General features: G+C 28.6%; 16 protein-coding genes. 6 read left to right on the top strand and 10 right to left on the bottom strand.

Features of this window, described 5'->3' with window-relative positions; genetic code table 11:
- Positions 1-21 precede the first annotated feature (21 nt).
- Complete coding sequence (locus tag QZ138_RS06370) at positions 22-2550, bottom strand: Ig-like domain-containing protein (protein WP_292887624.1); 2529 nt, start codon at positions 2548-2550, stop codon at positions 22-24.
- A gap of 80 nt (positions 2551-2630) precedes the next feature.
- Complete coding sequence (locus QZ138_RS06365; protein ID WP_292887622.1) at positions 2631-4274, bottom strand: hypothetical protein; 1644 nt, start codon at positions 4272-4274, stop codon at positions 2631-2633.
- 1077 nt (positions 4275-5351) lie between these two features.
- Here QZ138_RS06365 and QZ138_RS06360 point away from each other — a divergent pair.
- Both QZ138_RS06360 and rhuM read left to right on the top strand, forming a co-directional pair.
- A complete protein-coding gene (locus QZ138_RS06360; protein ID WP_292887619.1) occupies positions 5352-5666 on the top strand; it encodes an HNH endonuclease in 315 nt (104 codons plus the stop codon).
- 139 nt (positions 5667-5805) lie between these two features.
- A complete protein-coding gene (rhuM, locus tag QZ138_RS06355) occupies positions 5806-6837 on the top strand; it encodes a RhuM family protein (RefSeq protein WP_292887616.1) in 1032 nt (343 codons plus the stop codon).
- Between the two features lie 105 nt (positions 6838-6942).
- Here rhuM and QZ138_RS06350 read toward each other — a convergent pair whose 3' ends face one another.
- Positions 6943-11559, bottom strand: coding sequence for a hypothetical protein (locus tag QZ138_RS06350; RefSeq protein ID WP_292887613.1), 4617 nt, complete (start codon positions 11557-11559; stop codon positions 6943-6945).
- A 10-nt stretch (positions 11560-11569) separates the two neighbouring features.
- Complete coding sequence (locus QZ138_RS06345; RefSeq protein WP_292887610.1) at positions 11570-12166, bottom strand: hypothetical protein; 597 nt, start codon at positions 12164-12166, stop codon at positions 11570-11572.
- Between the two features lie 382 nt (positions 12167-12548).
- Between QZ138_RS06345 and QZ138_RS06340 the strand changes: the two genes are divergently transcribed.
- Positions 12549-13262, top strand: coding sequence for an Eco47II family restriction endonuclease (locus QZ138_RS06340; RefSeq protein ID WP_292887607.1), 714 nt, complete (start codon positions 12549-12551; stop codon positions 13260-13262).
- Positions 13263-13976 (top strand): Eco47II family restriction endonuclease, encoded by a 714-nt coding sequence (locus QZ138_RS06335; protein WP_292887604.1) that lies wholly within the window; start codon positions 13263-13265, stop codon positions 13974-13976. It abuts the gene before it with no gap.
- On the opposite strand, the gene QZ138_RS06330 is transcribed toward QZ138_RS06335, so the two are convergent.
- Positions 13973-14971: a DNA cytosine methyltransferase gene (locus QZ138_RS06330; RefSeq protein WP_292887646.1), complete on the bottom strand. Its 999-nt coding sequence runs from the start codon at positions 14969-14971 to the stop codon at positions 13973-13975. The genes QZ138_RS06335 and QZ138_RS06330 overlap by 4 nt on opposite strands.
- A 120-nt stretch (positions 14972-15091) precedes the next feature.
- Between QZ138_RS06330 and QZ138_RS06325 the strand changes: the two genes are divergently transcribed.
- Both QZ138_RS06325 and QZ138_RS06320 read left to right on the top strand, forming a co-directional pair.
- The gene (locus tag QZ138_RS06325; protein WP_292887601.1) at positions 15092-15256 is read left to right on the top strand and encodes a hypothetical protein; all 165 of its coding nucleotides are present in this window, start codon (positions 15092-15094) and stop codon (positions 15254-15256) included.
- 17 nt (positions 15257-15273) lie between these two features.
- Positions 15274-17163 carry an AAA domain-containing protein gene (locus tag QZ138_RS06320; RefSeq protein WP_292887598.1) on the top strand — a complete coding sequence of 630 codons (1890 nt, stop codon included), beginning with the start codon at positions 15274-15276 and terminating at the stop codon, positions 17161-17163.
- 3 nt (positions 17164-17166) lie between these two features.
- Here QZ138_RS06320 and QZ138_RS06315 read toward each other — a convergent pair whose 3' ends face one another.
- The 5 genes from QZ138_RS06315 to QZ138_RS06295 form a co-directional block, all read right to left on the bottom strand.
- Positions 17167-17565 carry a hypothetical protein gene (locus QZ138_RS06315; protein ID WP_292887596.1) on the bottom strand — a complete coding sequence of 133 codons (399 nt, stop codon included), beginning with the start codon at positions 17563-17565 and terminating at the stop codon, positions 17167-17169.
- A gap of 49 nt (positions 17566-17614) precedes the next feature.
- On the bottom strand, positions 17615-18529 hold the full coding sequence (locus QZ138_RS06310; protein ID WP_292887593.1) for a hypothetical protein: 915 nt from the start codon (positions 18527-18529) through the stop codon (positions 17615-17617).
- Positions 18530-18538: 9 nt separating this feature from the next.
- On the bottom strand, positions 18539-19477 hold the full coding sequence (locus QZ138_RS06305) for a hypothetical protein (RefSeq protein ID WP_292887590.1): 939 nt from the start codon (positions 19475-19477) through the stop codon (positions 18539-18541).
- A complete protein-coding gene (locus QZ138_RS06300; protein ID WP_292887587.1) occupies positions 19474-19959 on the bottom strand; it encodes a hypothetical protein in 486 nt (161 codons plus the stop codon). The genes QZ138_RS06305 and QZ138_RS06300 overlap by 4 nt, the downstream gene beginning before the upstream one ends.
- Positions 19960-20185: 226 nt before the next feature.
- Entirely contained in the window at positions 20186-21466 is a 1281-nt protein-coding gene (locus QZ138_RS06295) for a helix-turn-helix domain-containing protein (RefSeq protein ID WP_292887584.1), read from the bottom strand.
- Positions 21467-21973: the final 507 nt, after the last annotated feature.

Below are 21973 nucleotides of genomic sequence, written 5' to 3'. Positions count from 1 at the left end.
AATAATAGAGAGTTAATCTCTCTATTTAACAACAATATTTACTTTTTTACTTATGGATTTAAAGTAGTTATTTCCACCAAATTTAATTGTAGCTGTGTTTTTACCTTTTTTAGTTAATTTTGTTATTTTAAAGGTTGCTTTACCTTTTGCATTTGTTGTTGCTTTGTAGGTTTTGCCTTTAACTTTTAAGGTAACTTTAGCTTTTTTAATTGTTTTTCCTTTGTTGTCTTTTAAAACAATACTGTATTTTTTGGTTTTTGTTTTTGCTTTAAAAGTGGCTTTTTTAGCAGTTATTTTTGGTTTTGCTTTGTTTACCACTACTTTTGCAGTGTTTGATGATTTAGTGTTGATGCCATCTCCTGCATAAGTGAATGTTGCTGTGTAAGTTTTTGGAGTTAATTTTGAAACATCAACTGAAACTTGTCCTTTAGCATTGGTAGTTAAAGTTTTAGAAATTGTTCCAACTTTAACTGTTACTTTTTGGTTTGCTAATGCTTTACCATTAGCAGTTAAACTAACAACTAAATTTTTAGCAACATTATAAGTGGTAGTTACAGTAGTAGCCTTTATTAAAGAATCAATTTTGTTTATAACTACATTTGCAGTAGTGCTAGATTTAAGATATAAATCATCACCAGCAAAAGCAATATTTGCAACATAAGTATTAGGTGCTAAAGTAGAAACATCAATACTAACTTGACCACTAGCATTAGTAGTTAAATTATTATTGATAGTGCCAACAACAACATTAACAGTTTTATTAACTAAAACTTCACCATTAGAAGTTAAAGTAACAACTAACTCTTTAGCAACATTATACATAGTAGTCACATCAGTTGTTGTGAGAGTTGTTTCTTTTACAGCAGCCACCTTAATGATTTTTGTGTTAGGTTCATATTTATCATTACCTGAATATGTAATGTTAATTATGTTTTCACCTAGGCTAAATCCAGTAATATTAACATTGGTAGTGTTTCCATTGACTGTTTCAGTAAATTTATTAGTATTACCAATAGAAATAATAACTTGGCCTTCTGCATCATTTGGTAAAGAAATAGTTATTTCTTTAATATCTCCAACTTTAACATCAGTAATTTCACTAATATTAAAAGTATAATCTTTTACTTTAGATATTGTTATTGTAGTTGTGTTAAATCCATAAATATGATTTGTTTTATCAATAAATGTTACATTTACTTCATGATTTCCAATAGTTAATTCCTCAGTAATAGGGACAGTGATTGAATTAGAATCATTAACTTCAGCAGAATATTTTTTACCATTAACATTAACTGTAACAGTACCATTAATAAGTTGTGGGAAAGTTATAGTGATATTTTGTTTATCCCCAAAGCTAATAGTTGGAGCATCTAAACCTAAATCTAAGTTAGTAAATGTTAAATTAATTTCTTCAGAATCTAATTTAGCAGTGATTTTATGTTCAGAAGAACTACTGGTATAATTAGCTTTGAAAATACCATTTGTTAATGTAGCATTTTGTATTTCTCCGGTAGTTGATGTTAAAGTTACTGTCATTGGTGGGAAGTTTTCCATACCTTCGCTACTATTAGTACCATTCCAAGTCAATCTACCAACAATCTCATACTGATTACCATCTAAATAATTTTCAGAAACTGTAAATATTGCATATTTTTCTAGGCAGGTAGTATCCATGTTAGGAAGTGTATTTGTACCTAACCAAATTCCATTAACAGTTATTTTTCCATCATCACTTATGAACTTAGTGGAATCTGAAAAAGTTGAATTTACCAATATGCAATTTTCAAAATTACATAATCCTGCTGTACCTTTTGAACTAGTAAATAACTTATCTTTAGCATTAACGAAAATACAACCAACATAATTAATATTATATTCATTTCTAACTAATCCAACATACTTATTTTTAAATGTAAAAGTACAGTTATTAACACTAATAATGCTATTTGTTAATGATACAGCCTTATTGGTGTTTCTATCAAACCCATATACAACATCCCATTTAACACAAGAAATATTAAAAATAATATTATTTATAGTCAAATTTGAACCAGTATTAATATGAAAAGTTCTAGAGGGTCTATCGTCAGCAGATAAAATGACATTATCTCCCAATCCATTAACTGTTAAATTAATATCTGTAAACGCAAAATCAGGGTCTGAACTAGTAGCTTTTATTTTACATGGAATTTGATATTCCCCATCAGCAATATTAATTATTGCATTTTTAGCAGAGTTATTAATAATTTTATCATGCGCATCTTGAAGATTAGAAAATGGATTTTCTTTAGATCCATCACCACTTGAAGAAACATTCTGATTTACCCAGACTTCAGTTGTATTAGAATCAGATTCTAATATTTGTGACTCATCAGACATAGAAACTTCAGAATCAATATTAGATTCAGAAATATCATCCAAAACAACATCAGTCTCAGCATTTAATAAGTCACTAGACTCATTTAAATCAACATTAGTAGCTGAAATCACATTAATTGATAAAAAAATTGAAACAATTAATAATAAAGTAATTAAATATTTATGTTTCATTTAGATCACTTATGAATTAAATTTAAGAATTTTTTCTTTTCATAATTTTTTAATTTGTTTATAATATGATTTCAGCATTGTTAAGGATGAACTGGACAGTTTGTACAATTACAACCATGATTACCAGAAATTGTTACATCACTGACATGAAGAACTGCATTATCCCCAATATAATTAGTTGAAGTTAAACAATTATTAGTAACATAAGTAGTAGGTTCTGAGCTTTGTATATACACTGCATAATCTCCATTAATTAGGTTAACACAATTATTTGTAATGTTAAATATAGGATTTCTAAGACCCCATTGTGAGAAACTAATTCCATAAGCATTAGAACCATTAACATATCCTTGCTTATTGTATACTTTTATTTTGTTTCCAGCAATATATCCATAATCGTCTTGAAGTTCCATACCAGTAACTAATGACCATTGATGGAAACCAGCATTACCTTCAACATAAATTGTATTATTTAAAATAGTTAAATTAGTAACTCCACCATAATTTTGTGAATATATACCAGCATTAGGTCCATTATTTTTTGTATTAATATCATTATTCATGATTGTAATACTATGACCTCCAGTTGACTGGATACCATATGCAGTACTAGTACCATTGTTAGTACCATTTATAATTGTTCCACCCATACTTCTTAATTTGATAGTATTATTGTCAATCTTTAAATTGTCACATCTGTAAACATCAATTGCATATAAGTAGTTTGCACTACCTACTTGAGTTACATTATCAATTTCAGTTACATTATTGTGACCAATGTATGCATTTTCAGAGTCCAATACAATTACAGAATCCAAAGTAGGATAACCTCCACTAAAGCAGGTTACATTTACTTTGATATCATTATATGATAAATTAAATCCATTTGAATTTTCAATTCCTACAGCAGCAACTCTGTCCCAATCCATAGGAGTATCACCATCATAATATTTTACATCTTTTAAAGGTAAATATGCAGTTATTTTATTGCCTGTAATCAATGCATTTTGACTGTTTTTAACTCTAACTACATAATTTATTACATTAGCATTTGTATAATTACAAGTATAAGTTATTGTATTGTTTACTATTTTTGCATTTGCATCACCATCAACATTGATAGCTACAAATTCTGTACTATTAGGAGCATTTAACTCCATTATCACATTATTTACTCCAACATCTCCTGCAGAAATATCAATGACATGACTTAGAGTAGTTGTTGCAGTTGTTGTAAATGTACCGCCAGTTAAAGTTATATTTCCTACAGTTAAATCAAAACCAACATCTTGAAATGTAGCATTAGTTGCATCAATATCCATAGCATCATCAATAATAAAATAATCAAAATTTAATGAATTAAAGTTTCCATTGAATTTCAAATCAACACCATTAACAAGTAAATCCCCAGTATAATCATCAAAATAATTCTCATAGTCATAATCATTTACTTGAATTGTGATTGTATGATTTCTTGTAGGTTCTTCAACAATTTTACTACCATCATTTATTTGAGTATCATCAACACTATCATCAGTTTCCACATCCTCAGATCCAGAAACATCATCACTTTCTACATCGTCTACAGATTCCACTATATCATCAGTGATGATATTAGTATCATCTGGTACAGTTATGTTATCTACATCTGTTGCACTAGCTGCACTAACGCAACAAATCATAACAACCATCAATAGAAATATACTTAAATATTTTCTTGACATTATTTAACCTCCATAATGGATTTTTTAAATACAAATTTTTTTCTAAAAATTTGCAAAAAATATCATTTTATCCAAAAAGAAGCCAAATCCACTCTTTAAATTCTGAGAGATTATATCAATCTATCAGATTTTTAAGCTTAAATTTAACTCCACTTGAATTAAATGAAATTAGCTTTAAGCAGTTATTTTTTACTAAAATAAACTTAAATGAACTTAAAGCACTAATTAGTACAGATTACTTTAACATCCATACTATATAATATAATTATATCTAATTATTAATATATACTTTCCCATTACTCAATCATGCTTGATTTTATTAAAATTTGCAAAATCATCAAAACCCAATAAATTTCTTGCAAAAAGGATAACAAAAATTTTTAAAACATCTTAAAGAAATTATAAGTTCAAAAAATTCTTAACTACTTATTTAAAGGTTAAACAATTCAAATAAGCTAATTTAAATGCCATTTTAAAAAATCAAGTTCACTGGTATTGCACAATAATTCTAAAAAAATAATTGGATTATCCACTCGTTTAACACAACTTAGATTGGAATATTTTTTTCAATTAACTAAAATCAACTAAAGACGCTAAATCCACTAGTTTAAAGATAAAATCACCCAATTAACAACCTTTCCAATTTTTTAAGCCATTCTTTAAAATCAGCCAGAAATCACCCTAAAAAAATCAAGGTAACCAAAAGGTTACAATCACCTAAATCAGCAAAAACAACCTAAAACACAAAACCATTCAAATCAGCAAAAACTCTTTAAAGTAAAATAAAAAACATGAACTTAAAACATGAATTTGAAAGTTTAAAGCAAAAATCAAAAAGTAATTATTATTGGTAAAATCTGAGAGATTGATATAATCTCTCAGATACAACCTTTTTCAATCAAGTGATTGAATGAAGATTTTTTTGGAAAAATTATAATGAGGTAGAACTATTATAACCTATCCAATATTTTGAAATTAAATAAGATCTGTAAAATAACTAATGCAATTATTTTACAATACTACTTTTTTGGCCTTTTAGTATAAATAGCTACCCTTATTTTTAAAGTGAGGATTACCATGACAACAGAAGATGAATGGATTGACATTGAAAAAAGCAAAAACATTGACGAAGTGAGAAACACCAAAGAGTATAAGGACTGGGTTAAGGATGTAAAAGAACGGGATAATAAATGCTGTGTCTTGTGCGGAGCCGGCCAGCATCTGGAGGCTCACCACGTTTTCTCGTTTAAGAATTTCATACCTCTTAGACTGGATTTGGATAACGGAATAACCCTCTGTCACTGGTGCCATAAAAAGTATCATGCCTTTTACAATCTGGAAAACACCAATCCGGTGACACTTCTGAAATTCTTTAAGGAGTTTAGGTTTTAGTAATATCGCCTAAGAGCGAAAATTGTAGCAAACTAGCTTAGTATATACAAAAATCTTACTTTTCAAATGCTCTCTCTAATTCTTTATATACATTATAAACCTACTTATTATTATATCAATTAGACTCAGGAGCTTGAATATGAATAATGAAATTGTAAAAACATTATTGTATACCAGTGAAGACGGAGCAGTGGCCATAAAGGTAATTATTGATTCTGAAAATGACACAATGTGGACTACACAAAAAACCATGGCAGAATTGTTCGGTAAAAATATCAAAACCATAAGCAAACATTTAACTAATATTTTTGAGTCCGGAGAGTTGGTAAAATCAGAAGTTACCTTCAATCCGAACGATTCCACTAATAGTGGAATCGTTATTATAAATCCCGATGCGAAGACACAACCAATATTATACAACCTGGATGCCATTATCTCAGTGGGCTATCGCGTAAACAGCAAACAGGCAACACACTTTCGCAGATGGGCGACAAGCGTGCTTAAGGAGTATATTGTAAAAGGTTTTGCACTGGATGATGAATTATTAAAAAAAGGCTCAAGATTCGGGAAAGATTACTTTGACCATTTGCTTTCAAGAATCCGTGAAATACGTGCATCAGAGAGAAGATTCAATCAGAAAATCACTGATTTATATGCAACAAGCGCCGACTACAATCTGGATGCCGACGAAACAAAAGACTTCTTTGCCACAGTACAGAACATGCTACTCTTTGCAATAACCGGCCAGACCGCCGCTGAAATCATAAAATCCCGAAGCGACAAAACTAAAGTTAACATGGGACTGACAACATGGGAAGATGCACCTCATGGAAAAATCCTGCAGGCAGATGTGGTAATATCAAAAAACTACTTAAATGAAGTTGAATTGGATTCACTGAATACCCTGGTTGACGGTTTTTTGACCTTGGCAGAAACAAGGGCAAATTCCCAAAAGCCAACATTCATGAAAGACTGGAAAACATTGCTTTACGGATATCTTGAATTAAGCCAACTGCCACTACTTGAAGGAAAAGGTAAAGTTTCAGCTGTTGAAGCCAAGACACATGCGATTAATGAGTATAAGGAATTCAGAATAGATCAGGATAGAAACTATGAATCTGATTTTGATAACCTGATTAAGTCCATTAAACGACTGGAAGGTAAAAAATAATACATATCTGGAGAATACCTCTCCCAGATACTTTTGAAATCATTTAAGGAGTTTAGGTTTTAGTGGATAGTAATATATAATATATAATTAGACTGCCAGTATTAATTACAAATTAAATTTTTCTTTTGACATTTCAATAGCTTTCATTAAATTATCTAACTTAAAAGGAACATGTTTCGGATATATTTTTAGGCTATTTATCAAATACTTAGCATGATTTTTATATAAATTGCCCCTTAAATTTTTATTTACTTTAAATTTTGAAGTAGAAATTGCAATTACATAAAATGTGTCATTTTTATTTGAAATAAAAATATAACCTGTATTATGGGATATTCCATATTCTTCATCAAATTCTTCATTGATGACATTGGTTATTTTATTGATATAACCAATATCTAATTTTAACTCATTAATTTTGACATTCTTTTTAAAAATTTCAAATGAAAATTTAGAAATGTTTTCAGTAGCCTCTATGGTGAAAACTTGATATATAATATCATTATTTATATCAAAATAATATTTAGCATCACCTTCTTCAGTTTCTATTTCATTTATTACTCCTACTATAGATGCAGATAATTCTTTAAAACTTATTTTTTTAAAAATATTTAATTTTCCTTCAAGTTTAGAATCTTTATAGTAATAAATTCCTGAAAAATCTAAAAATTTATTAAACTCATCATGAGAATATCTTTTGTTCCCTAAAACCATGAATACTATATCTAGATTATTTTCATTAGCATAACTCTGCAATAATTCTTTATCAAACATTAATAAAGATCCAGTATTATCTATTTCAGAAAAATCAAATCCAACAACATCATTTTCATGGTAAATAAAACTATCAAAATCCTTATAGTATAAATTAAAATAATTAAATAGCTTTTTATTTACTTTTAAGTAATGATTATTATTTATTGAATCCCATTCCATTGCGCTAGAATTTATCACTGGAAATTCGACTTTTAAATTCAAAGGTCTTATTATTCTATCCTCATCATAATCATTTTCATACAACCAATTAAAAGGTGATGAATTTGGAATTTCTTTGTTAAAAATATTATGTAAATCATAAGATTCCGGTATTAATTTCCACTCAATCCTACAATATTTAAAATAATCTATAATTTTTTTAGATTTATTTCTAGGAATTAATAAACATTTAATTTGAAGACTAACATCTTTATCTGGGAATTGATATTTGTCTTTTAGTAACGGTAATGCTTCTTTCCAATTAAAATATCCTTCTAAAATTAAAGCATTTAAGTTTGAATCCCCAAAATCATATGCTGTTTCAATAAAATTTATAGGATTAGGTAAATCATCTATGGTTAACATATAATCTTCTTTATCAAAATTAGCAACATCATATAAATTAATAAAAGGATTTTCGATTTCTAGATTACCATCCAAATTTAAAATAGTTGGGTCAATATCTCTAATAAATAATTGCCAAGCCCCATCGAAATCTATTTTATCATCATTGCCAAAGTGATTTCGATCAATTTGTTCATATTTATCAGAGACTTTAGCTAAAATTTCATTAAGGACAATCCATTGATATTTTTTACCAATTCTTTCAACAACTGCTTTGTCACGATTTTGAAACCTAATAAATGTATCAAAATCACCATGCAATCTTGCATCATAACCTAATTCAAAAATTCTTTTTAAAGCTAATTTCATTAAATCATAATATGAAATATCATCTTCGTTTAATTGATCTTTCCAAATAGCTAAATTTGATTGAAACACATATTTACCAAAATCACCTAATCCATAAAAATTCCCTTCATTATCATGTTCAACACCCATTGAAAAAAAGATTTTTCTGATAGCTTTATGTTCATCCTTTAACAATCTTATTTCATCATCAGATGGAATTTCTGGAAAATTCTCTTGGAAATAAGGAGGTTTTATTTTATCTAAATTAATTTCAGGAATATCCATTAAATTCAAAATATACTCTATTGTATTTTTAGCATAATCTCTAAGTAAAATATTTGGATAAATTTCCCCTTCAACATTGAAAATTACTTCATAAACATAAATAGCTAACCTATCAAGATTTGAATTGTTTGTATTTAATAAAGTACAACCATATGCAACTGCAAACAATCTTTCATAAACATAAGGATCATTGACATTTTCAAATTGTTTTAGAATTTCAATCAAGACATCAATTCTATTCTTCAAAATATAAACTAATGCTTTTGTCGAATAATCTCTTAATTTCCTATGGGAACTTGTTAAAAACCATGACAATATAATTGAATATAATTTGACTGAATTATCACTGTAATTTGTAAAACTATTTGTGAAACAAAATTTCACGATAGTTTCCAAATCATCAGATTCCATATAGTCTTTATTAATAAATATTGTCCATAAGTAATCCCTATCGGGCAAACTCATATTGAATAAAAATTTATGAGTGAACTCTGCATTCAATAAATGATTTTCAATTGGAGCTAGATATATTAAAGTTTTTAAAAAATCATCAGCAGTCCCATGATACTTTAAAACATTATTTTTAATATAATCCAAAATATTATCATTTATTGAATAACATCTCCATTTTAAACTATAAACAAAAGATTCAATAATATTATAATCTTCTTTTAGGTTTTCGGGAATTATTGAATAGAATTCCTTTCCAAATTTCTCAGGAATATAAATTGAAAGCATGTTTAAAATTTCTTCATCTGAAAATTCAATATCCGGATGTAGAATTACTCCACTTTCCGGATATTTACTGAATAAACTGCAAAATTCTTCCAAATTTTTATTATTTAATAAATATTCCACATTTAAATAATCAGCAAGCAATTGAAAAGTGATATAAACACCCTCAAGATTCCTCCACTTTAATCTGATTAATAAACCTTCATCAATTAGTGAATTTAAAAAATTAGTTGCGAAATTATAATCTTTTAAGAAATTAAATACAATATCATATGCCTCTTCAAATTTTAATCCGCCATATATTCCTTTTTCAATTAATTTTAATAATGACTTTTTCACTAAGTTTATTTCATTAGGGTAATTATAAATACTTGATAAATTCTTGTTTATCGATTTAAAATATGCTTCAAATAAGTTTATCAATCCATTTAAATCTTTAATTGTTCTATCATTTGAAATTGTTTCACAATATAATTTCAAAAAAAGAGGATTGTAAAATTCGTGGCGAAATAACTGACTATTATTTACAGGTAAATTATAATAATCAAAATATTTTAAAATAACTTCTTGGGTATTGTACTTAAATCCTTCTAATGTAACATTAGAAACTATTTCATTAAACTTTTCATGAAGTTCCAAATCATCAAAGTATTCTTTTCTAATTGATAATGCACAACCAATCCATTTTCGTTTAGATATTGAATTTAAAATTTGAGTTAAATAATTATTCCATAAATTTATGCTTTGACTTTCATTTAAAGCATCGATTAATATTAAAATGCGGCTTTTTTGAATTTGAGCTTTGCATTCTAATGCATCTAGAAAATTTTCGAAGTTAAAATTCCTTAAATCTAATTCATCCATGATTGTGATTCTAGGATTTTGATTGTTTGAAAATTGATGGCCGAAAAGTAAAATACAATTTTCATTATTTTTAATTTTTTCATCTAATGTTTGTACAAATAAAAATGTTTTTCCAATACCTGCATCCCCATTAAATATGATAAATGGATTATTAATAACATTTACTTCTTCTGATTCTAAAAAAGTTTTAAATTGATTTAAAGAGTTTTTAAAACGAATATTAGAAAAATATAAATTTTTCAGTAATTTTTCATCATCTTTTTTAGCATTATCCTGTAATGAATCTATTATTTTTTCTAAATTTAAACTGAGATTGGATATATTTTCTATATGGCGGTTAATTTTAACAATATCTAACTTATCCATTTGAAAATATCTTTCTTCAAAGTTTAATAAAATCTGTTTAATCTCTTCCATATTTGTTTCAAAATTTGAATTGAAATTTAGATTATTTAATTCTTCGAGATTTAATCTATTTATTTTATCATTACAGCTCCAAGAATAATCTCGCAAAGAATATAAATATTGATTGATTTCATTGAAAAAATATTGCCTGAATGATTCGTTTCTTGATAATGAATTAAAATATTTTTCATTACCTGTTTTAATACTTAAATCAGGATTATATTTATTTTTAAAACTTAAAATTGTATTTTCGGCTTGTTCTTTAAACCAATGACTTGGCAGTTCTAATTCACCAAACCAAAATGATTTAAAACCCTCCATTTCAGGAGTGCTGATACGTTCAATAATTTCAGATTCACCCCAAAATTCTATTTCTAAATCATCCCTAGCATTTTCAAATTCTTTCCATTTTTTAATTTTATCTTTCAGGGTTTTATTCATCTTAAAAGGAGCATCAGTTGGAACTGCAACTATAATTTTTTTAAGATTAAATTTTTTAAAATTATTTACTGCATCTTCAATTGATTTTTCAATCTGATTCCATTGACTAGTGCCAAAAGCTGTCATGAAATATTTAGCTTGCCAACCTACAATCGAATCATCATCTAATTGCCAATAACACTCTAATCCCCCATCAGGATTTCCTAAACGAGTGAATTCTATAAATTTAGGATTTTTTTCTTTTCTAGCTAATTGACAAATAAACTCTTCAAATCCTGCTCTTTGATCTCCATCAATAGGTAAAATATTATTAAAGTTAACCATTTTAACACCCTTATTTATAATCTTCTTTTCCTGTGTCCGCATCATAATAAACGTTATCTCCATACTGTATCAAAGTCATTGAATCGATTTTGCAAGGTAATTTTCTTTTAGAAATTAATATGCTCGAATGATTATTTATTACAGCATTATAAATATTATATTTAAAAAAACCTAAAATAGGATTAATAGCAAAAATAGGACTATTAATATAAATAGCAATTATAAAAATAAACATTACACCCGTTGGAATTAAATCAACCCATGAAAAATTTACGAAAATAAATGGAACTAAATAAGTTACAATGAAAATCCCATAATCTGAATTTGAAGAATTATTTATTTTGCATTCAAATTCCATTAAATCTTCAGTTTCCCCAGGATTTAAAATCCATAATAATAATAACCATGTCAAAAAAATGCAAACTACAATAACTATCACACTAATAATAACAATACTATTATATTTAATTAAAGGATTGGGCTCAGTAAAAAGATTTAAAATAAATTTTAATAGTAATACTAAAAATAAAGGTGAAAACGCCACAATAGACCATAAAATTTTCCCTCTACTATTTAATTTCATTTGAAATTTTTTTGAATCAGACATTAATTTAAACCATTATTACTTTATATTTTTAATTTTAATTTCATCTATTGTAAACTTTTCCAAATTAATATAATGAAAGTTTGTATGTGATTGATTTGAATAAATAATTTAATTTATTAAATTCATTTTTAAATGTAAAATTCTTAAAAAAATATATAAATTAAACTGCATCTTATTTTAGAGTTTAATCAATATAACATGATTAAACATAATTCTATTAATAATACTATGATGAAATTTTTTTAAATATTTTAAAATTACAAATTCATATAAAATATTACTCTATTTAAATTTTAATCATCAGAAAATTATAGTTATAACAAAAATACTATAAAACAAGAAAAACAGAACTAAGATTAATTATTTATCCAAGGTGGAAAATATGAACAAATATGTAGAATTTGTTTCAGATGAGGACTTTCTAGAATGTGTCAGAAAAGTTGTAGACTCATATCAAACCCTAGATGAAAATATAACTCCCACATCAATATTGACCGAAAGCAAAAACACCATTGATGAATTCAAAACTATTTTTGATGTTTGTGTAAACCAGATTAGCTTTGATGAATGGTCAAAAATAGAATTGACAAGACAGCAAGACAAAACTATCAACAATAAGATTGGAGAATTTCATCAGGAACTTTTAGGAAAAGTCAATGGATGGGTGGATTTAGGTGTTGGTGATGAAACAGAAATTGATCTTAAAAAAGAAGACAACACAGTATTCATTGAACTGAAAAACAAATACAATACCATGAACTCTTCATCTGAAAAGACATGTCGTGAAAAGCTTGAAAAAGTTATTGAAAAATATCCTGATGCTACTGCATACTGGGCATATGTTATAAGCAAGAATTACAAATCAGAATGTAGAGTTTGGAAATATCAACAAAGAGAAGATGAAAGAATAAAAAGAATAAGTGGAGATAGACTATATGCAATGATAACTGGAGATTCTCAAGCACTTGAAAAAACATTTGATGCAATACCAAAAGCGATAGTTGAAATATTGAGCGAAGATTACAGACTAAGCAAAGATGATGAAAAACTTAAAATGGAATACAACAATATAATATTCAAAAATGAGGATGATTAAATGACAAATAAATATGTTGATTTTGTTTCAGATGAGGTGTTTCTTGAAGAAGTTAAAAGAGTTATGGATTCTTATCCAAATGATGCTCAAGAAATACCATCAGCAATAGACTTACTAAAAAAATCTAAATATGGACTTGATGAATTTAAGATAATGTTTGATTTATGTGTGAATGATATTAGCTTTGAAGAATGGGTTAAAGCAGAACGAATAAGACAAAATGGTAAAAGCATTGAAAACAAAATGGGTGAATTCCATCAAAGATTGTTAGGTAGAGTAGAAGGTTGGCAAGATTTAGGAACCGGTGACAATAGCCACGTTGATTTAAAAAATGATGATGGAACCATATACATTGAATTGAAAAATAAATATAATACAATCAATAGTGGATCAGGAAAAACTGTGAGAGAAAACCTTGAAAAAATTGTACAGGAAAATGAAAATGCAACTGCTTACTGGGCATATATCATACATAAAAATTACAAATCAGATGACGTAATCTGGGAAAAGAAGAATTATGAAAATAATGAAAGGATAAGAAGAATTAGTTGTGATAAAGTATATGAATTAGTTACCTGTGACCCTCATGCTTTGAAAAAAACTTTCAGAGCAATCCCCATTGCAATTAATGACATATTAGGAACTGAGAGAGAATTTTCAAAGGAAGATAAAAAGATAATTAAAGAATATGAAGACCACATCTTTGATGATTAAAACAAAGTTGTCTGACCTTCTTTTCTTTTATTTTTTCCAGTTAAAGCTTTAATCACTTCACGCCCAACTGCTTCAGCAACCCTTACAGGAACGGCATTGCCTATCTGTTTATATTTTGATGTTATTCCTCCTTCAAATTCCCATTCATCTGGAAATGACTGGATTCTTGCATATTCCCTTACTGTAAATGGTCTTACCTCATCAGGGTGGCATCTTTCAGTTTGTTTTTGGCATGGTGAAGTTGTCAGTGTCAGGCATGGCTCATCCCATGATATTCTTCTTGCCATTCCACGTTTTCCACCACCCGAATAGAAACTTTTACCCATATACTCTTTTTGAACTTCTTCTGGAAGATCTATCCAGCAGCCACCAGGAGGAACAAGTTCAAGCACTTCCTTTTTCTTATCGGAGTATTCTGTTCCTTCAGATTCGGGAACATCTTTTAGGGCATCACGCAGCACTGGATTTCCTTTGACTTTTTTTGGATAGTTGAATATCAATCCTTTTTTGGTTCCAACAAGAAACATCCTTTTTCTTTTTTGTGCTACACCATAGTCCACCGCATTCAGGACTTTGTATTGGACATCATATCCGAGTTCGTTTTCCAATACGTTTACTATGGTGTCCATGGTTCGTCCTTTGTCATGCCTGACTAAACCTTCAACATTTTCGATTATGCACATTTTCGGATTGGTTTCTTTTATGCATCTTGCAAAATCAAAGAATAGTGTTCCTCTTGTATCATCAAATCCCCGTTTTTTACCGGCATATGAAAATGGCTGGCATGGAAGTCCTGCCACAACTATATCCGGATGATATTGAGTAAAGTCAACTTCTTTTATATCTGCATGTAGCACATTCCATTCAGGCCTGTTTTTATGGAGTGTTGCTACACAATCCTTGTCTATTTCCACAAGCAGTTCGTGTTCAAGGCCTGCTTTTTCAAATCCGAGTGCCAATCCTCCTGCACCTGCACATAATTCTACAACTTTTATGCAAATTATATTTTGTATTAACTAGTATATAATATCTACCCAATGATATTTAAATGTTACTTTTTCAACTATTAAAACAAATCAAAAATGTTATTTAACATAAAGAATATAATATTGACTATGAAAATCAATGAAGAGACAAAAGTGAGAAACCAAGGTGAAATTTCCCTGATAACTACAATACCTAAAACCTATGTAAAGGCTTTGAAAATAGAATCCGGAGATACCTTAGAGTGGATACTTGATACTGAAACAGAAAGACTAGAATTAAATATAATAAAATAATAGTGGGAGAATAACAAGTGATAACAGAAAAACAAAAAAAGTCCGTGAAAAAATACGAGAATAAACTTAAAAAACTTATTAATGATGAAATAACTTATGAAAAATCAGAGAATTATGAAAAACTTAGAACACGGTTGATGGATGGAAAAACAGATGAAAAAGAAACCATACTTCATTTAACATGTACATTTAAAAATTATAATGAAAATCCCAAACAAGTCAAATTTAAAAGTTATGACATAATTGATACTGAAATCAATGAACTGGACAGAGTTTTAATTACTGATGAAAATTTTCAGGGCATGAATCAAGAAGGAAAAGTAGTAAAAATAAAACCAAAAGAAATAATAATTGAATATTGTAAAGAGGATTTTAAACCAGATATTTCCCATTCATATCGAATCGATTTATATGTAAAAGAAGGCACATACAATCGCCAACTAGAAAACTTAAAGCCCCTTTCACCAGATGGAAAATATGCACTACATTTCGCATTAAAACATGAAGAACCTAAAAATTACAAAAAACAAATTAAACATATTAATTTTTACGATACTGAATTAAATACATCACAACGAAAAGCTGTTTTTAAAAGTTTAAATAGTAAACACTTCTTTTTAATACATGGCCCTTTTGGAACTGGAAAAACAAAGACCCTAATTGAAATCATAAGACAGGAAGCTCTCATAAAAGAAAAAATATTAATAACTGCTGACAGTAATGCGGCTGTTGATAATATTGCACAAAGATTAATAGACATCGATTTAAATATACTTAGAATAGGAAATAGCAGAAAAATTAGTGATACAATAAACGAACATTCTTTATCTGTACAAACTAAACAACATCCATGTTACTCCAAAATTGAAGAAAATAACAACATCATATCAGAATTATATAAAAAATTAGATAAAACAGATATTGAACCTCAGGAAGTTAAATACATTAGATTTAAAATAAGAGAAACACATGAAAAAAATGACAAAATATATTCTAAAATTCAAAAAGACATCATTGATAACCATAAGATAATTTTAACTACCAACACATCAGCAGCTTTAGATGTGTTATCCCATTGTCATTTTGATGTTGCAATTATAGATGAAGCCTCCCAAACAACAATCCCTAGTGTTTTGATTCCTATTGCAAAAGCAGATAAATTTATATTAGCAGGTGATCCAAAACAATTACCTCCAACTGTTGCAAGCAATAATAATGAACTAAAGATAACATTGTTTGAGATATTGCAAAAAAATTTTCCTGAGCAACAGAAATTCTTAAATGTTCAAAATAGAATGAATGAAAAACTTATGGAATTTCCAAACAGGGAATTTTATAATAATAAATTAAAATGTGGAAAAGAAGCAAAAAATTATTTTCTTAAAGAAAATGAAGACCCCTATTTTCATGAAAACCCCATACTTTTTATTGATACCTCCAAAGATAAAAATAATGAAGAATCTCAATATAAAAATTCAACATCAATCTATAATACGTTAGAATCACAAATTGCATCAAGAATTGCTAATCGATATGTCAAATCAGGCATTCCTAAAAGTGAAATTGGAATTATAACTCCCTATGTTGACCAAGTTAATTTAATAAAAAAACAAACTTCCATTAATGTTGACACAGTAGATGGTTTTCAAGGAAACGAACGAGATGTAATCATAATATCTTTAGTTAGAAGTACTAATTCCAAAAATATAAGCTTTATTGCAGACCCTAAAAGATTAAATGTAACACTTACACGTGCAAGAAAAAAATTAATAATTATTGGCAACACCAAAACACTAAAACAAGAATATATTCTCAAAAAATTGATTAAATTTTGTAAAGAAAATAAATCAATTAAAAGTAGCAAAAAATTTAAAAAAAATAATTATAATATAAATAAATACTCATAATTACTAGAACCTATCAATACTTCGATTATGAATCCATTCACGATGCTTTCCAATAGATACCCTTACTATAACATCAATCAAATCAGTTTCATCAATCTGTTTGAAATAATATTCAGCCGGACCTTCAAGCATCTGCCTTAAATCATAAAAAGGTCTTGGTTTGACAGCATCCGGATGCATCAATCCATATTTTTTCAATAGCTTAACATTTTCTGTTTCGTATTTCTCCAATCCGGATTTCTGCACTTTAGTCGCCACTGTCTTTTCCTTTTTGCAGAATATCTTTGCAATCTGTGATGAATCAATTAATATACTAGATTCAATTAATAGCAATGTTATTTCATGCCCTTTAACTGTTATTGTTGTTGGATGTGAATTTTCACTATCTAGTATTAATTTCATTTTATTTCCTCAGAAATATGTTTAGCTAGGAGAATTAACTCCCAACTATTTAAGCCCTGAACTTACCTTTAATAATCCTATTAGGTGCATTCATCAAAACACCTACTGAGGTGAGTATGAATAGCTTTGTATACATCGGCAGTTCATCACGAATATCTTTACGCATGAATTCAATCAACGGATAGAAATCATACACATCACCGTCAGGTCCGAGTGGTGCAACAGTTGTTCCTGTTATCTTTGAGTATAACAATTTCATTCCAGGATTTTGATAGTCCATACCGATGTATGTTTTCTCGGCAATTTCAGATCCACCGTCACAAACAGCAGTGCCCAATAAATCAATATTGTCAATACCATAATATGATTTGATTGCCTCTACTGGTTCAACCTGCCTGTTGCTTGCAAACATATCAGACTTTAATGTGGTCAATGACTTATAATTGACTGCCATGCTGTTTAGGTTACAGAAGCTTCCGGCAGACTCTTTAAACTTTTCTTGAGCTTTTAAAATAGTAACTCCACTATCATCACCAGAACTATGATTATATGTTGCTACCTTATCGTTGTTTAAAATCATGTTGATGGCAGCCTGCTCAATGCTTCTTCCTATAAGAATCCCAACATCCTGAAGCATATCATGCACACTTATCAAATTGGAATCAAGCATCTGCGCTGAAACATTCAAAACACCTCCGATTGTATCGATTGATACTGTATCACTTACAGGTTTTCTTACATTCAGCTCCTGAAGTGTTGCTCCAGGCGCAACATCCTTTGCTTCGCCCAATTGACCTTTTGCTATTATCTCATCGATATTTACGCGTTGGGACATGTAAGTGTAATATTGGCTGTTTTCCTCAATTTCCTGCTTTGGAATCAGTCTTGTAAATCTCATCCATTTGGCTACGATTTGTGCCATCACTTCGTCTTGAACTTTAGCATTGTTTCCTTTAGTTAACATTTTTATCACCTATGGTCTGCATGTACCTGTAAGGGCAAGATGCGGTTTGTTCAACAATATTCCAACCTTGGACTGGATGAACAGTTTTGTATACTGCGGCAGCTCATCATAAATGTCTTTTCTCATGATTTCAATGATTGGATAAAAATCAGCAATATCTGGATCTGATGTGATTGGTGCTACAGTTGTTCCTGAAGATTTGGAATACAATACGGTCAACGGCGCATTCCTTAAGTCAAATGCAATGTAGTCCTTTTCTCCAAGCATTGCCCCGCCGTCTGCATGGGTTGTTCCCAAAAAGTCAATATTATCCACACCATAATAGCTTTGTATTTCCTCTATTGGCTGAACCAGCTTATTACTAATATATGCCAATTGCTTAATATAGCTTAATGTCCTGTAGGATTCCACCATTATTGTCAAATCAGCACCTGCACCGGAACTACCTTTAAATGCTTCCTGTGCCTTGATGACAAACTGACCGAAGGCTTCCATGGTATCCTCGGTTTGTGTGGTATTGTATGTTGGAACCTTAGGTGAACTTACAAGAGTATTGTAAATGTTTGTCTCGATTTTATTTGCAATGAGTGTTGCCACATCCGCCAATAAGTCCTCAAAAGAAATTCTGTCACTGTCAAAGACATCCTTGTTGACGTTTAAAACACCGCCCACTGTGTCAATGCTGATAGTGTCGGTTACAGGTTTTCTTATGTTTAGCTCTTGTAAAGACGCACCCGGCGCTAGGTCTTTTGCCTCGCCCAAAAGTCCACGTTTGATTGCATCATCAAGATTGATGTTCTGTCTGAAGTAGGTATAGTAATCAGAGTTTTCCTTGATTTCCTGTTTTGGAAAGAGTCTTGCCAATCTCAATCTTTTAGCTGACTCATCAGTAATTGTTTGAGCAATTACCTCATTTTGCACTTTTGTATCGTTTCCTTTTGTTATCATGCTTCACCTATGTCATATGGTCTGAACACTTCAATGTAGTTGTAATCATCGGAACTGGCAACAGGGTGCATTGCAATATATTCCCCATCATCAGATTTGATTGCCCCAGTACTGGTTAGGGCAATCCTGTCATTGACCTTAATGTTTGATAATCCACTAGCTAATTTTAATCTGAATAAATGCCCTAAAACTAAGATTGATGTTTTTCTTCTGCCACCTGTCATGGTGACTGGATCATTAACTGCAATACCTAAAATTATTTCTCCTTCTGAAGCAGTGTATTTTTTAACTGTTGGCTTTCCAATGTCTGAGGCATCAGATAAAGTCACTGCATCATCGACCTTGATTTTATCTCCTGCGTATTCATAACCAGGAGTCTCACCGGTAGGAGTTGTTACGGTGGTTGCAGTGATTGTGCCCTCATCCAATAGGAAAGTTGTGACTTCTTTTCTCTCTTCGAGCAATATTATAGAATCTGCCATTAAATTTTTCCTCCACTTAATTTATTATATAATTTATTATTTATAATATATAAATATTTATATATTATGGCTACTTTTTTAAAAATTTAGGGAAGATTTACAATAACGATTAATAATCAAAAATAATAAATAGAATAGGAATAAGTCAAAAATAAAGTTTGATACCTATTTCTATATTAAAAACAATATGGTTGATTAATTTATCTACAGCACAAACTTGTTAAATCTATTTATTTGACCTAATATTAATATATGTGGCATACCCCTCAGAAATAACATCAATTAAATGCCTTGGAAGACCAGTTGCTTCAATAATTTTAATAGCAAATGTCAATGGATTAAAATCCTTAAATTGACATTTTGAATATCCTCTATTTGGAATATTAATTGAAGTTTTAAGATTAATAGGCAGTTTATTTTCATTAATGAACCCCATATATTCATCAGAATTCATAAATGGAGTAATTGAATCAAAATTATTAAATTTATATTTAAAAATTAATTCATGATTACAATTAAATTTTTCCAATAATCTTTTATATTGGGTCAATATAGTTTGAAATGCAAAAATAGATTCTGCCAAATCTATAATTTTTAAATCACCATATTCAGAAACAAAGGAATCATAATAAATTAATGATTCATATTCTCTATTCAATGAAAGATTATCATATACATTAAATGGGAATATTAATTTTAAGTGCCCTTCTTTAAATAATTCTAACGTGAGTCCAGTTTGCATAGGGTCATTATCATACACGTGCCTTAGTATATAAGAATCTACAGAGCCATAGACATTATCAAAATTAATGGAAGCAGATAATTCTAACTCGTCTGTTAATTTTACATTTGAGTTAAAATTTTCCTTAAGATTTTCAAAGAATTCTTCAGAATAAAAATCTTCAAATAAAACCTCCTCAGGATTATTTAAATAAACATAAAATTCCAAATAAGGTTGAGTATAATACTCATCAAAGAAAAATGTATTGTCCATGAATGAATTTATATTTTTTTGAAAAGATTGTTTTTTATCAATTAATTTATCAAATTGGTATCTATTATCAATAGCTAATAGTTTTGAAGTTTCACCAATCCTCAGATAAATACTACCATTACTAATATATGGTGCATCATGACCCTCAAATACTTGAACTACTAAAACAAATTTATTTTTAGGAATTTCTACAAGTTTAGTCTCAAAATAAGGAATGGGATCAATGTTATCTTTAATAATATTTGTAATTTTATCAGTAGGCTTTTTATTATCTTCCAAATCAAAACCAATAATTTCAGAAGGTTTACTTTCATTTTCATTTTCTTCTATTCCAATAATATACCAACCCCCCAATGAATTTGCAAAAGATGCAATTGAATTGGCTATCTTTTTATTTTTAGGAAATGATCCTTTATATTCCATAACCCATCCTTCTGAAACATCATTTTCTGTTAATTTTTTTAAATCTTCGTATTCTATTTCTGAGATATTTTTATTAAACGGATTGTACATTCTATCACCTTTTAAATGGATTTATTCATTTATTATTTATTAAACATTTTAATAAACATAATTTATAAAAGTATCATTAATTTAATTAATTCTAATTTATCATACTCTTAATCATCAATAATTTGTTCAGTTCTAAAAATCCAATAATAGCATATATTAAAAATAATAACTATTATAAATCACTTCCAATAGATAGGGCATTATATAAAGTAATCCTTTCTAAATCAATGATTAAAAGAAAGATTCAATCATTAAAACATGACGAAACGACATTAAATTATTCATGTGAACTTTAAAAAGAAAAAACTAAGAATACTAATTATAAAGAGGTATTATAAATTATGAACAAAGATTTAAAACGAATATTGAATCAAATTGAAAACATTAGAAAATCTCAAATTAGAATAAATGATAGTTTAATGAATTCAAAGTCTGCTATAGATAGCATAAGAGCATTAGACATGCACCAACCAAACATCACCAATACAGCAAAATTAATGAGAGACA

This window comes from Methanobrevibacter sp. UBA212 (assembly GCF_905233225.1).
Lineage (GTDB): Archaea > Methanobacteriota > Methanobacteria > Methanobacteriales > Methanobacteriaceae > Methanocatella.
The sequence above is the reverse complement of the archived record's forward strand: the minus strand, read 5'-3'. Positions and strand labels throughout refer to the sequence as shown.

Bases quoted from the DNA above. Each gene is read 5' to 3' on its own strand.
- QZ138_RS06365 (WP_292887622.1), bottom strand. From the start codon at position 4,274: ATGTCAAGAAAATATTTAAGTATATTTCTATTGATGGTTGTTATGATT.
- QZ138_RS06360 (WP_292887619.1), top strand. From the start codon at position 5,352: ATGACAACAGAAGATGAATGGATTGACATTGAAAAAAGCAAAAACATT.
- QZ138_RS06300 (WP_292887587.1), bottom strand. From the start codon at position 19,959: ATGGCAGATTCTATAATATTGCTCGAAGAGAGAAAAGAAGTCACAACT.
- QZ138_RS06370 (WP_292887624.1), bottom strand. From the start codon at position 2,550: ATGAAACATAAATATTTAATTACTTTATTATTAATTGTTTCAATTTTT.
- QZ138_RS06340 (WP_292887607.1), top strand. From the start codon at position 12,549: ATGAACAAATATGTAGAATTTGTTTCAGATGAGGACTTTCTAGAATGT.
- QZ138_RS06310 (WP_292887593.1), bottom strand. From the start codon at position 18,529: ATGTTAACTAAAGGAAACAATGCTAAAGTTCAAGACGAAGTGATGGCA.
- QZ138_RS06295 (WP_292887584.1), bottom strand. From the start codon at position 21,466: ATGTACAATCCGTTTAATAAAAATATCTCAGAAATAGAATACGAAGAT.
- QZ138_RS06315 (WP_292887596.1), bottom strand. From the start codon at position 17,565: ATGAAATTAATACTAGATAGTGAAAATTCACATCCAACAACAATAACA.
- QZ138_RS06350 (WP_292887613.1), bottom strand. From the start codon at position 11,559: ATGGTTAACTTTAATAATATTTTACCTATTGATGGAGATCAAAGAGCA.
- rhuM (WP_292887616.1), top strand. From the start codon at position 5,806: ATGAATAATGAAATTGTAAAAACATTATTGTATACCAGTGAAGACGGA.
- QZ138_RS06305 (WP_292887590.1), bottom strand. From the start codon at position 19,477: ATGATAACAAAAGGAAACGATACAAAAGTGCAAAATGAGGTAATTGCT.
- QZ138_RS06345 (WP_292887610.1), bottom strand. From the start codon at position 12,166: ATGTCTGATTCAAAAAAATTTCAAATGAAATTAAATAGTAGAGGGAAA.
- QZ138_RS06325 (WP_292887601.1), top strand. From the start codon at position 15,092: ATGAAAATCAATGAAGAGACAAAAGTGAGAAACCAAGGTGAAATTTCC.
- QZ138_RS06335 (WP_292887604.1), top strand. From the start codon at position 13,263: ATGACAAATAAATATGTTGATTTTGTTTCAGATGAGGTGTTTCTTGAA.